General features: G+C 25.6%; 14 protein-coding genes and 1 pseudogene. 1 reads left to right on the top strand and 14 read right to left on the bottom strand.

The features are described 5' to 3' along the window. Positions 1–102: 102 nt before the first annotated feature. The 10 genes from APRE_RS09385 to APRE_RS09990 all read right to left on the bottom strand — a co-directional run bounded on the left by APRE_RS09385 (position 103) and on the right by APRE_RS09990 (position 8775). Entirely contained in the window at positions 103–708 is a 606-nt protein-coding gene (locus APRE_RS09385; RefSeq protein WP_012797188.1) for a response regulator transcription factor, read from the bottom strand. Beyond that, entirely contained in the window at positions 680–2227 is a 1548-nt protein-coding gene (locus tag APRE_RS09380; RefSeq protein ID WP_012797187.1) for a sensor histidine kinase, read from the bottom strand. The genes APRE_RS09385 and APRE_RS09380 overlap by 29 nt, the downstream gene beginning before the upstream one ends. Before the next feature lie 527 nt (positions 2228–2754). Then, positions 2755–2991 (bottom strand): hypothetical protein, encoded by a 237-nt coding sequence (locus APRE_RS09375; protein WP_012797186.1) that lies wholly within the window; start codon positions 2989–2991, stop codon positions 2755–2757. Between the two features lie 346 nt (positions 2992–3337). Beyond that, positions 3338–3931, bottom strand: coding sequence for a response regulator transcription factor (locus APRE_RS09370; RefSeq protein ID WP_012797185.1), 594 nt, complete (start codon positions 3929–3931; stop codon positions 3338–3340). Continuing rightward, a complete protein-coding gene (locus APRE_RS09365) occupies positions 3912–5069 on the bottom strand; it encodes a sensor histidine kinase (RefSeq protein WP_012797184.1) in 1158 nt (385 codons plus the stop codon). The genes APRE_RS09370 and APRE_RS09365 overlap by 20 nt, the downstream gene beginning before the upstream one ends. 2 nt (positions 5070–5071) lie before the next feature. Then, positions 5072–5710, bottom strand: a complete 639-nt coding sequence (locus tag APRE_RS09360) for a hypothetical protein (RefSeq protein ID WP_012797183.1) — start codon at positions 5708–5710, stop codon at positions 5072–5074. Beyond that, complete coding sequence (locus APRE_RS09355; protein ID WP_257005708.1) at positions 5707–6258, bottom strand: beta-carotene 15,15'-monooxygenase; 552 nt, start codon at positions 6256–6258, stop codon at positions 5707–5709. The genes APRE_RS09360 and APRE_RS09355 overlap by 4 nt, the downstream gene beginning before the upstream one ends. Positions 6259–6416: 158 nt before the next feature. After that, a complete protein-coding gene (locus APRE_RS09350) occupies positions 6417–7079 on the bottom strand; it encodes an ABC transporter ATP-binding protein (protein WP_012797181.1) in 663 nt (220 codons plus the stop codon). Next, on the bottom strand, positions 7076–8437 hold the full coding sequence (locus APRE_RS09345; protein WP_012797180.1) for a radical SAM protein: 1362 nt from the start codon (positions 8435–8437) through the stop codon (positions 7076–7078). The genes APRE_RS09350 and APRE_RS09345 overlap by 4 nt, the downstream gene beginning before the upstream one ends. Before the next feature lie 212 nt (positions 8438–8649). Continuing rightward, positions 8650–8775, bottom strand: a complete 126-nt coding sequence (locus tag APRE_RS09990; RefSeq protein ID WP_012797179.1) for a hypothetical protein — start codon at positions 8773–8775, stop codon at positions 8650–8652. A gap of 213 nt (positions 8776–8988) precedes the next feature. Here APRE_RS09990 and APRE_RS09340 point away from each other — a divergent pair. Continuing rightward, positions 8989–9453: pseudogene (locus APRE_RS09340) on the top strand (relaxase/mobilization nuclease domain-containing protein); the annotation flags it as partial. Between the two features lie 146 nt (positions 9454–9599). Here the strand turns inward: APRE_RS09340 and APRE_RS09335 are convergent. The 4 genes from APRE_RS09335 to APRE_RS09320 form a co-directional block, all read right to left on the bottom strand. Beyond that, positions 9600–10121: a VanZ family protein gene (locus APRE_RS09335; protein WP_012797177.1), complete on the bottom strand. Its 522-nt coding sequence runs from the start codon at positions 10119–10121 to the stop codon at positions 9600–9602. Between the two features lie 27 nt (positions 10122–10148). Beyond that, positions 10149–11924: an ABC transporter ATP-binding protein gene (locus APRE_RS09330; RefSeq protein WP_012797176.1), complete on the bottom strand. Its 1776-nt coding sequence runs from the start codon at positions 11922–11924 to the stop codon at positions 10149–10151. A gap of 30 nt (positions 11925–11954) precedes the next feature. Further along, positions 11955–13184: an ABC transporter permease gene (locus APRE_RS09325; RefSeq protein WP_012797175.1), complete on the bottom strand. Its 1230-nt coding sequence runs from the start codon at positions 13182–13184 to the stop codon at positions 11955–11957. Positions 13185–13305: 121 nt separating this feature from the next. Further along, the gene (locus APRE_RS09320; protein ID WP_012797174.1) at positions 13306–13503 is read right to left on the bottom strand and encodes an Apre_1838 family putative sactipeptide bacteriocin; all 198 of its coding nucleotides are present in this window, start codon (positions 13501–13503) and stop codon (positions 13306–13308) included. Positions 13504–13510: the final 7 nt, after the last annotated feature.

Genomic DNA, 13510 nt, shown 5'->3' with positions numbered 1-13510 from the left:
ATTAAATATTCTCTTATTCAGCTTATATCATTTAAATTTTTATTTCAGCTAACTTTTGTGAATAAAAAAAGCACTAGAATTACAAAATTCTAATGCTTGTCTCTAAAATGAATCAACATATCCTAATTCACGCACTTTATCTATCATTTCTTGGTAATTTCTAACACCTAACTTTTGATATATTCTTGATAAAGATACTGCTAAACTTCTTACATTTGTATTTAGTTCTTTAGCTAACTCTTTCCTAGACATACCTTCCGAATATAATCTCACTATTTTTAATTCACATTTTGTCAACGGCTCTAACATACGGTTTTCTTCTGGAAATATTATCTTATCCTTTTCTACAATATTTTTTATATTCTGGATTAGTTTATTTGTTTCTTCTTCTTTGGAAATAAAACCTCTACACCCTATTTTCTTTGCCCTTTTTATATAAAAATCTAATTTATATGCTGTTAAAATAACAATTTTAATATCTCTATATTTTTCTATTAATTTTTCAGCTAAGTCCAAACCATTTACTGTTCCTTCAATACCTGTTAAATTAATATCTATAAGTAATAATTCATAACTTGAAATTATACTATCTATATCAAGTTCACTAACATTATTTATTATATCCACAGTAATCGAATTTTCTTTTTCCAAGCTCATTTTTAGAGAAGTAGCTACCATTTTATGATCTTCTATTAACAAAATTCTCATTTATTACACTCCTGTCTAAAGGAATATTTATTTTAAATTGTACATATGATTCCTCAAATTCTTCATTATTCTTGAATATGTTATATTCAAAATTCCCATTATAATCTTTCAAGTTAAATCGTAATATATTCAATCCAATATTCCCATCTTTTATTTTATCTTCATCGTCAATATAGTCACCAACATTAGTTATAGTTAAATAAGCTATGCTCTTTTCAACTTTTAAAACGATATTCGTGTTGTATCCCTTAGAATGCTTAAATGCATTTATTAGTAATTCATTCATACATTTATATATTAATTCATCATAAGGAGCTGGTAATTCAATACTTTTATCACATTCAAATTCGATGAAAATTTCGCTACTCAAATACATGTCCTCTAAATCTTTGATAAGCCTGTTATACGCATCATATAATGATTTATAATCTTTTAGTTTTGGATTAAATGAATCAATTTCATGACGAATTAGATCATTTAATTTGTCAAGATTTTGTATTATATATTTTTTACCCGAACCTGACAAATTATCTTCAATCCACCTACGAATAGCAATTATGATTTGAAGTATGTCATCATGTAGAAAAGTTTGAATTCTTAAAATATTAAGTCTCTCAAGCTCCATATTCCTATTTTCATCATAATAATATTTATCTATTATTTCATCGAAAGTAATTCGCTGATATTTTTTATATTTTCTATAACATAGTAATTCTGATATGAATATAAAATAATACAAATATAATAAAATTGCTAACTCTATAGGTATTCCAATTAAAAGTAACATAACAAATAATAAAAAATAGCTAAAAAACATTTTTTTCATTGCATTACTAAATAACAATATTCTTTTTTTAATATCTGTGCTAATAATTCGATATAGCAATACCAATTCCATTGATATTAATGACAAAAGCAAATATTCGCTAACTGATACACCTTCTATACTATTAAACTTTATAAAAATTAAAAAAGAAGAAACGAAGCAAACTTGTAAAAAAATGATCTCATTAATATGATATTTTTGTATATTTTTATCTAATAAACACGTTATGCAAGGACTCATAAATAACATGATTACTATATAATTATATAATAAATTAGAAAAATAATAATTATAATTTACTGTTAACGCTGATATAACAGTAGTAATTATTGTTAAAATTCTTATATAAGTAATTTTTTTTATCGAAAATATTAAGTCTAAGTTTTCAAGTAACAGCAAACTGTAAATTAATAATTCTATATGTTTGCCTATTTGCAACTTAATTAATATTGAATCTTCCATACATATAAAAATAATAAATGCAATAATTAAAATGCTATGTTTTAAAATAAAACTATTTTTATAGTTTAGCACTGTTATAATATAAGATATAAAGTTTACAATACCTAGTAAAATAATTATAAAAATTCCGATATCTATTTGTTGATGATACTTAAAAAAAGGAATTATCGGTATAAATAAAATGACTTGTAATATTAAATGTGTAATCAAATTTAAATCTAACTTTTTCATATTCCTCCCTTTATCAATTAATAAACCGAAACAATGATAATTAAATGCTTATAATAAATAAGTTCATTTAATTATGTATATCAATATTATTATATACAAATTTCTTGCAAAAATATACTCTTACCATCTTTGTAAGTCTTCGTAATATATAAAAGATACTTTATAGATGCTATTATAATCCTGTTTTAATTCAATTGCAGCTAACTTTTGTGTATCAAGACCAACCGTCATTATATAATGTTCTTAAATACAACAAAATACAAAGATAATCTTAAAATCGCCAATATTTGTCTTTCCTACAATTTTTAATATTCTGTTATTTTTTCTTACCTGTATTCTTTAAACTATTAATTTATCTAATATGGATTCCTTTTTATATTTCATAATTCGATACATTTTCTATTGTTTTCTCTAATTTCTTCTATTCCTTTAACTAGTTCTTTATTGCTTATATACTTGATTTCCGAATCTTCATCACCTAAGTTCTCTCCATTATATTTTGTTTTTATCCAGAAATTTCCATTCTTCTAATATAAATAGTTTTCTACATACATTTTCTTATTTTGGTCTAATGACATTGTGACAGTACTTAAGATACTGTCTTTTTTTGAAACTGTTGCAAAAAACTCTCCATTCATTTCAGCAATTTTTAAATTTTTAAAATTAAAATCTTCTTTAGGATAATCAATATTCTCTTTACTAAATAATTCTTCAAATTTTTCTGTTGCTTCACTCTTTAATTCTTCAGATTCAATAACTCCCAAATTCTAATATTTTTTCACTGGATTTGATTCACACTGATTTACCATAGCAAAAGAATTTATAGGAAACATAGTCAATATTAACGCGCAAGATCAAAAAGTAGCTAATAATTTTTTCAACATAAACATCCCTCACTTTCTTTTTATTTCTACGATTATAATAAGTTGGCAAGATGTTTAATCTCCGTTTTTATATCTATGAGGGTTTTCATAAAGCATAAAATATAACCTCCTTTATATTTTTATTCTATACTCTTGATTTTTATTTTACATGAGTAAATACTGCAAAATTTACAAAAAAATTGGAGATAGAATATCCTAATCTCCAAATATTTTTAATCAATAAATTTTACATGACTGGATCGATATAGCCAAGCTCCATAGCTTTATTGTAAGCTTCAACAATATTTTTAGATTGTAATTTATCGTATATATTTGCTATATGATTATAAAGGGTTCTCTCGCTAATATAAAGTCTACCCGCAATATTCTTTTTACTCTCACCCTTTATTAGCTCTTTTAATACTTCTATCTCCCTTTTAGTTAAGGGATCTGCGATGTGCTTGTCTATTTTCTTGAATTTTCCTTTATATACATTTATTATTTTTTCTAAAAGTTCTTCAATTTCAACAGACTTATTTATAAAATCCTTTACTCCTAACTTAAAAGCCATATCCTTATAATTATCTAAATCATAGGAGGTTAAGACTATTATCTTTTGTTTTGGGTTATAATCCACCAAATCTTTAATTAAATCAAGACCAGTCTTATCATCTTTTAAATTTATGTCGATTAAAAAAATATCATAGTTTTCTTCTTCTATCATTTTTAAAAACTCTTGGGCTTTTGATACATAGGCACATGAAATTTCTTCTTGCTCTTCTAAAAGCATCTTAAGAGATTCCCCAAATAATTTATGGTCATCAAGCAAAATAATTTTCATCTTTTCCCACCTCCAAGCTAACTCTTGTTGTAAGTATTCCATTGTTTAATCCATAAGAAATATTTCCTGAATTTGAATCTATCAAAAGTTTAAGCAACAAGACCCCTCTTTTAGATTCCTTAATTTTATTAAAATCATCTGATCTTGCACCATCACTTTCCATATCTATATATACAAAATTTCCTTTTTTATAAAGTTTATAATATAAATATTTCGCATCTGAATGCTTATATACATTATTTATAAGTTCTTTTGATATTATTGAAATCAACCTAATTAATCTTTTATCCTCTGTCATATCACTATCGATATATTTAGTCATTTCAATATTTTTATCTGGATATAGTGAAGCAACATTATCAAATATAGCTAATAGAGATGTTTCCAAATTTGCTTTTTCAAATAAAGAAGATTGGTAGAATTTCATTATATTTCGTGCTTTTTCCTCAAGTTCTCTTAGGATATTTTTAGAATATTCTATATCAGGATTTTTTGAAGATAAGTAATTTTTACTTGCATATATATCTTGCAAAATATCGTCATGAATAATTCTTGCAAATTCATCTCTTTCGCTCGCCATATAGCCTGATAGGTAATAAAGTTTGAAGGTTTTCTCAAAAGCTAGTTCTTTTTCCTTTAAAAATAAGATAAAGAAAAATTCTATAATCAAAAAACTTATCTGTATAAAAACATTTATCATTGCTTGTCCTATATCAAATAAGTAAATAACTGCTAAAATAAAAAATACAAAGCCAAGAGTAAATCTTTGAGTAGTTCTTCTTGATATAGGTAATATATTAATATATCTTACAGACTCTAAAACTATAAACTTCTTAATGTATAGAGCTGTGGAAGCAAAACTTGTAACAACAAGCGAGATCTTATAATTTAAATTATTTACTAAAATTAGGCTTAATGGTAATAATGATGTAAAAACTACCAAAATGGAAACAAATTCCGGTATTTTTTTATTCGAAATTTCTGTGTATATAAGTCCATACAAGGTGAAAAATAATATAAGTGAAACTGCATTTAAAATTGGGCCCTCTTTTACTAACAAATTGTTTTTAAAAAGAAGACCCCAAAATAAAATTATCATTAAATGGCTGATTACAATTTTTTCTAATTTCTTATACATATCTAATAGTAACTAATTACAATCCTTTCTTTATTAATATTAATACCCAAAAATATAATAATTGAAGCTAAGATAATAAACTTAGTAAGAAAATAAAATGTAAAGGAGTTTGTAAAATTATATACAATGGCAGATGTTATCATAATAGCTAAAGATAGTCCTATCAACCGAATTTGGAGAGAATTTATTTTATTCATGTTTCTAGTATTAAGAATTACAAAAACTATTATTAGAGTGTAAAGAAAACTTGATATAATTAAATTTATACCAATGGTTAAGCTTAGATCAAGTTTAACTAGGTTTAATACAAGGCTTGGAAGGACTATTATCAAAGCCCCTAAATAAATACTAAACAAATATTTGGCTAGAATTTTTTTTATAGAAAGTCCATTTGCAAGTAAAAATTCAAGCTTTTTGCTAATCTTATCTAATACCAAGGTATTTTTAGCGAGTTCTACTCCAAACATTACAAAAAGTATTAAAATTCCATCAATTTTAATTGTATCGATGACCTTATTTATCTCTTGGCTTCCTCCATCAGCAAAAAATAGAGCCATAAAGGAGCAGATTAGTGCCATAAGAGACATTAATAAGGCATTTTTATCTAAAAGCTTTTTTAAATCGTTAATGACTAACTTCATGACCATGACCCTTCTTTATTAATTATAGATTCATTGTTTATCTTAGACAAATCTTTCATAGAAAAAACTGCAAAGATTAATCCTAAGCCAATATTTATGCCTAATATGATATAAATAAGATTTAGATTATATCTTTCTATTAATGATAGAATCTTCTCTGAAAAAGTGCCTATCATGTAAATTAAAATTGTTGTTCCAAAGAAAACTATATTTTTAAAAAACTTGAAGTTTTTTTGGGATAAGCTTATAAGGTTAAAAAATAGGATTTCAAAATATGTCATTCCTATCATTGTAACAAATATGCCTACAATCCACTTAAATTCGATTTTAAAGTCTACTAGGACATAAGTTAGGAAAAATAATAAAAATGGAACTATAGAAGATAGTCTCCACATTTCTATTGCATAGGCTTTAATCACATCTTTTATATTAATTCCTGATGCTAGAATAAATTCAATACGTTTATTTAGTTTATCCTTGACTGTAAGATTTACAACCATAGAATTAGACATAATTAATGAAATTCCAAGCATTAGTACATATAGCATTAATATAATATAATCATTCCCTCTAGAATCAAACATCCCTTTATATAGTAAAAAAATAAAGCCAAGAGAAATCAAAGTAAATAATAATAAATTTAAAATAAAATCCTTGTCTTTACTTAAATAGTACCTACAGGCTCTATTAATATTCATCTTATTTTTCATTTTGTACCTTCCTCTATAAATAAATCTTCTAAGCTCTCTCCCTTAATTTCTCCAATATTCTTTGTAAAAAGTAACTCTCCTGATTTTATCATAGAAACCTTATCAGCAATCTTTTCAATTTCAGAAAGATCATGGCTGGTAATTACTATTGTTTTACCCTCATCTTTTAGAAGCTTAATAAGCTTTCTTATCTCGACCCTTGAGATTGGGTCTACTCCACTAGTTACCTCATCTAAAAATATTATCTCTCTATTCATCATTATAATAATTAATAAAGATAATTTTCTCTTCATACCCTTAGAATATGTCGAAACATTTCTACCAAGATCATTTGTAATTTCTAGCAAGTCAGAATATTTTTGATAATTATCTAGACCATATCCAAAATACAAACCGTATAATTTTATATTTTCAAGTCCTGACTTATCTTCATACAAATAGTCATTTTCAAGTAACATTGCATGACTTCCCTTAATCTTAACTTCGCCACCATCTTCTTCATAGAGACCAGTAAGTATCCTAAGCAGAGAAGTCTTGCCAGATCCATTAGGACCAACAAGGGCATGGACTGTATTAGCTTCAATTTCTAGAGAAAAATTATTAAAAAGCTTCTTGTTTTTAAAATTTTTACTCATGTTTTTTACTTCGATTACATTCATATTAAAAGCCTCCTAAACTCATCATTTAACTTATTATTAAACCAAGCACAATTTTCTACTCCTATTTCTTTTGCTCCAATGAGTCCCCTTATAATGCATTCACTACAAAAAAATTTCTTCTCACAATTTTCACACTCAGAATTTACATAGCTAGGTGCTTCTATATTTCTTATCAAATCTAATATTTTATAATTTTCTGTATATAGCTTACCGATATCAGTATTAAATACATTGCCAAAGCTTTTTATAAGTGATTGATCATCCATAGCACAAAATTTAATATCTCCCTCTGGAGTAATAGATGGATTTCTTGTAAATGCTCCACAATTTTTAACGTTTGGATCTCCGTCCTTTACTTGATATAGAAAACCATATCCATACTTATTATTTATTTTTGAAATAACTTCATTCAATTTTTCAGAATCTTCTTTAGTTTTTAATAATAAATTATTATTATCTCCTAAAGTAGCTCTTCCCATTGGTATAATTGAAGATAAACCATAAGTCTCTATGCCATTTTCATGAATCCAATCAGCAATATTTTCTAATTGATTTATATTCTTTGGCGTTATCATAGTTACAATCCTCATATATATTCCCATTTTGTGAATTCTAACTATATTACTTTTTATGATATTCGAAATATTTTTTATCTTAGAACCCATAAACCAATTAATATAATCGTCATTGTCTCCATGTAGATCTATTTGTACTACCGTCTTGTCCCTATTTTTATATATTTCATTAAACAAGTCTTCATTCCAGTTTGTTCCATTTGATAAAATACTTACTAAATGATAATTTAAAGAATATGCCTTGTCTAAAATATCAAGAAATCTTGGATGACAGGTAACTTCTCCACCCGTAAATTCTACTACTCTAGTACCAGATCTTCTTGCATCTTCTAGTACTTTAAATATCGATTCAGTATTGTCTTTAAATTTATTATAGCATGAATATTCACCATAACAATGTAAGCACTTTACATTACAAGTATGTGTTATTTCAATAGATATTGCTGATGGGTACTGTGTTTTACCATTTCCTAAAACCCTTATTTCATCATATCTCGGATTTTCTAATCTATCAATAACAATGCCATAATTGAGAATTAAAGAATTTAAAAATTCATTTAAATTAATTTTAGCTTCTTCAATTAAGCTCGTATTATTATCACACATCTTTTTAGCAATTTCATCAAATGTATGATTTCCATCTAACCAAAGTATTATGTTTGTTGCATCATTATTTATTCTATAAAGAGATTCACCCATTTTCTCATATCTATTTTCAACAACCAAAATATTGGCATTTTTTTGTTTTTCAATTGCTTTTATATTTTTAGCCTTTAAATACACCTTTTCATATCCCCCGACTTAATACTACAGCCTACAGACAAAACTTTTTTAGCTGTAAACTTATCAAAAGTTATTACTAGTCTCAAAACAAATCGACTAAAAAACTATAAAAAATTAATTATAGGGTTTTTTATTTGTCATATTTATATATGAGACTAGTAAACATAACTTTTTACTCTCATTCTTGTTATCCAAGAATTTCCCCCTTCTTCTTAGAAGAATCCTACAAAACCAGCTACACCTACACCAGCTGCTGGACTAGGACCACAGAACATACATCCTGTACATCCCGCACATAGTTTGCAACCATTACCCATTGCTACGATTTCAGGTTTCATATTCTCACCTCCTTACAACCATATTTTATTTCATTCTTAATTTAATTACATGAGTAAATACTGCAAATATACAAAAATATTGACATTGCAAAGACTATAAATATTTATCTCTCTACTTATTTGCTAGTATCTTTCTTAGCTTATTATTTTTTATTATTAGTATTACAGCTAAAGCATCAAAGGTTAGTAAACTTATAAAAATATACAGTATAAAAACAAATGGCTGATTCAATAATTAAACTTAGAGAACAAGGAATTAATTCAATCACTCAACTAGATGATCTAATCAAAAAATCTGCTGATGATAGACAAGACTTGTTAGATAAAATAAAGAAATTTGAAACTGAGATGAAGAGTTTATCTCAAGATATGGAAAATATAAATACTATAAATAAGTATCGTGAAATCTACAAATACCACAAGAAAAATCCTGAGGATAAGCAATTTGCAGAAGAATATTATAGTGAACTTTCCGTCTATAAAATAGCCGCTAAAGAAATCTTAGAAAGCTATAAAAAACTACCAAATACAAAAGAAATACTATCAAAGCTCGATAAATTGCAAGAAAAAAAGAACACCCTTATGCAAGAGTATTCTTTGAATAAAGAACAATTTTATGACCTTGTTCAGTATAGGAAAAACTATGAAAATTATTATGGGAAGGAAGTGGAGAGATAAAAAGCTATAAAAGAGTAAACGATAACTCTGTGTAATTGCATTAAAGGGTATTATAATATTTATTGTTAAGTATAAGAATTTAAGAGTCAAGTCCATAATATTATGTAAATTAAACTAGTACAATATTATGGACTTGACTAAATTTTTTAAATACCATTATATTTTAAAAAAACAATTAATACTAAACTTATAAAAATAGCACTAATAAAAGCTATCCAAAAAATAAATTTATCTACTTTAAACTTAGATTTAAATTTTTTTAAAGCTAAATTATATATTCCCACGCCCAATACACCGCCTAATGTATTATTAATTATATCAGTTATATCAAATATTCCAATTGACAATGCGTACTGTAAAAACTCTATAGCTAAACTAAAGAAAAATACAAAAAGAATACTTTTTAAATTGTTTTTACGAAATAAAATTGATCTAATCATAATTCCCAAAGGTAAAAAAATGAGTATATTTGATACCATCTCATCAAAAATAACTTTAATATTAACTGTATTGTCATAATAAAATGGTAGTAAATTTATTTGTCGCTCAATCAATAAATTATTGATTGAAAATGTCATTTTAAATACTACAATAAAGATTAACCAAATTATATAGTATACAGTTAGCACTTTCATCCCAACTGAAATATATTGATTTTTCAATTTCATAATTAATTCCCCTTCAATCTATTAAAGTCACTTAAATTCCTTATTATACATTAACTTATATCTATTACAGTTTTCAATTAAATCATCGTGACTCCCATCACCTACTATTTTTCCATTATCCATCACAATAATTCTATCAGAATTCATCGCACATCTTATCCTATGGGTGATATATATAATAATCTTATCATTCAAATTATTTAAAATATTATCAAATATGATTTTTTCAGAAATTATGTCTAATGACGAGCTTGGCTCATCAAATAACAATAGACTTGATTTTCTATACATAGTTCGTGCTATTGCAATTTTTTGCCATTGTCCGCCTGAAAGTTCCTGCCCATTTTCAAACCAATTACCTACTACTTTATTAATATTATATTTACCATCATTTTTTAAAAATTTTGCATCAGCACTATTTAATGCTGTTAGAATCGAAAAGTCGTCTTCATTTCTATCAATTTGCCCTAATATAATATTCTCTTTTATTGTCCCCTCATATTTCAAATAATCTTGAAATAATGAACTAATCTGTGTTCTATAAGATTCTATTTCAATATCATCAAATTTCATCCCATTAATTAAAAACACACCTGAATCTGGACTATACAATCCAGCTAAAATTTTTAGAAGTGTACTTTTTCCTGAACCATTTTCCCCAATTATTGCAATGGATTCTCCTTTTTTTATCTTTAAAGAAATGTCTTGCAGAGCTAAACTATTATCATCATAAGAAAAGTTTATATTAGATAACGATATTACATTAATGTCTTTTATTGATCTTAGTATAGTTTTTGTCTCTTCTTTTAAATCGTCAGTTTTAAATTCAAGAAACTCTTTAAGTAAATTTATATATAAATTTGAATTAATAATATTGTATACACTAGTTCCTGTTTCATTAAGAGAACCTTGAAATATAGCAATTGTGTTTATATACATCATAGCTGTTCCAATTAAAAAGTCTCCATTATACGTTTTAAATGCAAGTTCTTTAAATATATATATATTAATAAGAATTTGAATAAAATTTATAACAATTATTAATATAGCTTTCAATTTTTCAATGCTATTATTTTGATTAATAATAGTATCTGTTATTTCTGTATACTTATTAAGAAAATAATTTTTCAACCTAAAAGTTTTGATCTCCTTAAAAGCAATATCATGGGTTAATAAAAAAGAATAATACCAACTTTTCCTCTCTAAATTACTCCTTCTATTTCTAATATTAAACTCTAATTTACCTATTCTTATTTCTCCAAATACTGATACAATGGTAACTACAAACAAAAGAAGAACCAGATAATAATTCCATTTAATTAATACATATATGGCTATAATAGTCTGTGTCAAACTAGAAAATAAACCTATAACCGCCATTAATATTTCATATGGCTTTAATGTAGCATCCTGCTCTATTCTATTCAAAATATCATAAGTTTTATTATCTTCAAGCTTTTTTAAAGGTAAATCAGCACATTTTCCCATTACTTTGCTCATGGAAGAATAAATAACTTCATTACTCAATCTTTGTAAATAGTAATTTTTAATATTATCTACTATTATAGATATAAATTGTAAAGATAAATATATATATATAAGCCTTATAATGATATCAAATTTAATAGAATGAACTTGAATTATATTAACTATTGTCTGTCCTAATCTAAGTACTAAAAAAGGAAAAATACCACTTGCAATTGACAATATAATAATGATCGCAAAAGACTTTTTATCTGTTTCATAAATCATCTTGAATGCTATTTTTATACATTCAAGATGATTTATTTTATCCTTACCCATATATTTATCCTCTACTTCCCATTAAAATATTTATTGCTCTATTTTGTTATATGATTTTATACTTAGCAATAAATACAGAGCAATATTAATTAAAGCCATTATTACTAGAAACTTTGGAATCCATAAAATTTTACCTGGCAACTTAACAAATTCAAATTTTTGATACTGTTCAATTAAGCTATTTTCTGCAGTACCTAATCCCATAGACGGCAAAAAATAAAATATTGATTTAAACAAAGTTTTTCCATACAATAATGATGGAATAAAAAATAAAGCACTCGATATGGCTGATGAAATCATAGAAACTTTTGAATTTATAGCGACAAATATTGACATCATTGAACTTGCAATAGTAAATAATATACTTAACAAAAATACACTTAATATAACTTTACCTATAGTTAAATTAGATATTGACAGTTGATTAAATAGTAACATTTGAAAAGATGAATCTAAACCATTAGTATAAAGATATTTAATAGTTCCATAATAAATTGATATATTTATAATCAAATATAACGATATAATACTTGCTAAGGCAAGTATCTTGCTGCAAATATATTTATTTCTTCCATTTCTAGTTGTTCTAAAAATTGAATCTAGGTAATTTTCTTTATCTTCAACAATGCATTGTGATGAAATCAATATACAAATTAGTGATAATACCGTTATAAAAATATTTACGAAAAATAGTATATCTTCACTAAAATATCCTCCATAATAAAATGGTTTATTTACCTCTTTATATTTTTCTAGAGCAAATTCTGTTATCTTGTCATTGTCATATTTCTGTTTTATGTCCCTTTCCAATGCATCATAACAACTTTGATAAAAATTTAAATCTTTTTCTGTATCAAGTTCGTTTACATCAAGTAAACTTCCAGATGTTGTAATTGTATATGGGTATGTTATTACTCTTAATATAGGATCAAATTTCGATATATTTTTTTTAGCATCCTCTGATAAGTTTTCTCTACTGTCTACATTTTCATTATCTAATGTTTTATTATAAAATTTTACTATTTTTGTCATTTTTTCTTCTGTCAAATAACCTTCAGAGGCTTTATCATCCTCATTAAAATGATCTATAGCCTCTTTTCCAAAATAGGTAATTGTATCACCAGAACTTATATCATCATATTGTACACTTCTATAAGTAATAAATGATATCAAAAAAGTAAAAAATAAACCCACGACCAAAAAAACTCTTACTGATTTTTTAGATAAAAATCTTTTTAGTTCCTGTAAATATATGTTCATAATCTATACCTCCCCTACAGCTATGACAAAGCAAACTAGTCTTATTATTTATAATTAATATAGAAGCCCACAAAATATAGACTAAAATTTCTATATAGTGTGAGCCTCTATGATTCATAATTTAATATGATGCTCTAGGAGTTGTCACAGAACGAAATCTGTTACCAGTCCTATATTGTCCTTTACTATCACAACCGCAGCCACAATGAATACAACTATCATTGTTTCCGCGATAACCAGCAAAGCCTGTTGAACACATGCATGCTTGTGGTTGAGCTCCACTACCTGGATGTCTTCCTAAAGGATTTATAAATTTCATAATCTCA

It is taken from the genome of Anaerococcus prevotii DSM 20548 (genome assembly GCF_000024105.1).
Classification (GTDB): Bacteria; Bacillota; Clostridia; order Tissierellales; family Peptoniphilaceae; genus Anaerococcus; species Anaerococcus prevotii.
The sequence above is the reverse complement of the archived record's forward strand: the minus strand, read 5'-3'. Positions and strand labels throughout refer to the sequence as shown.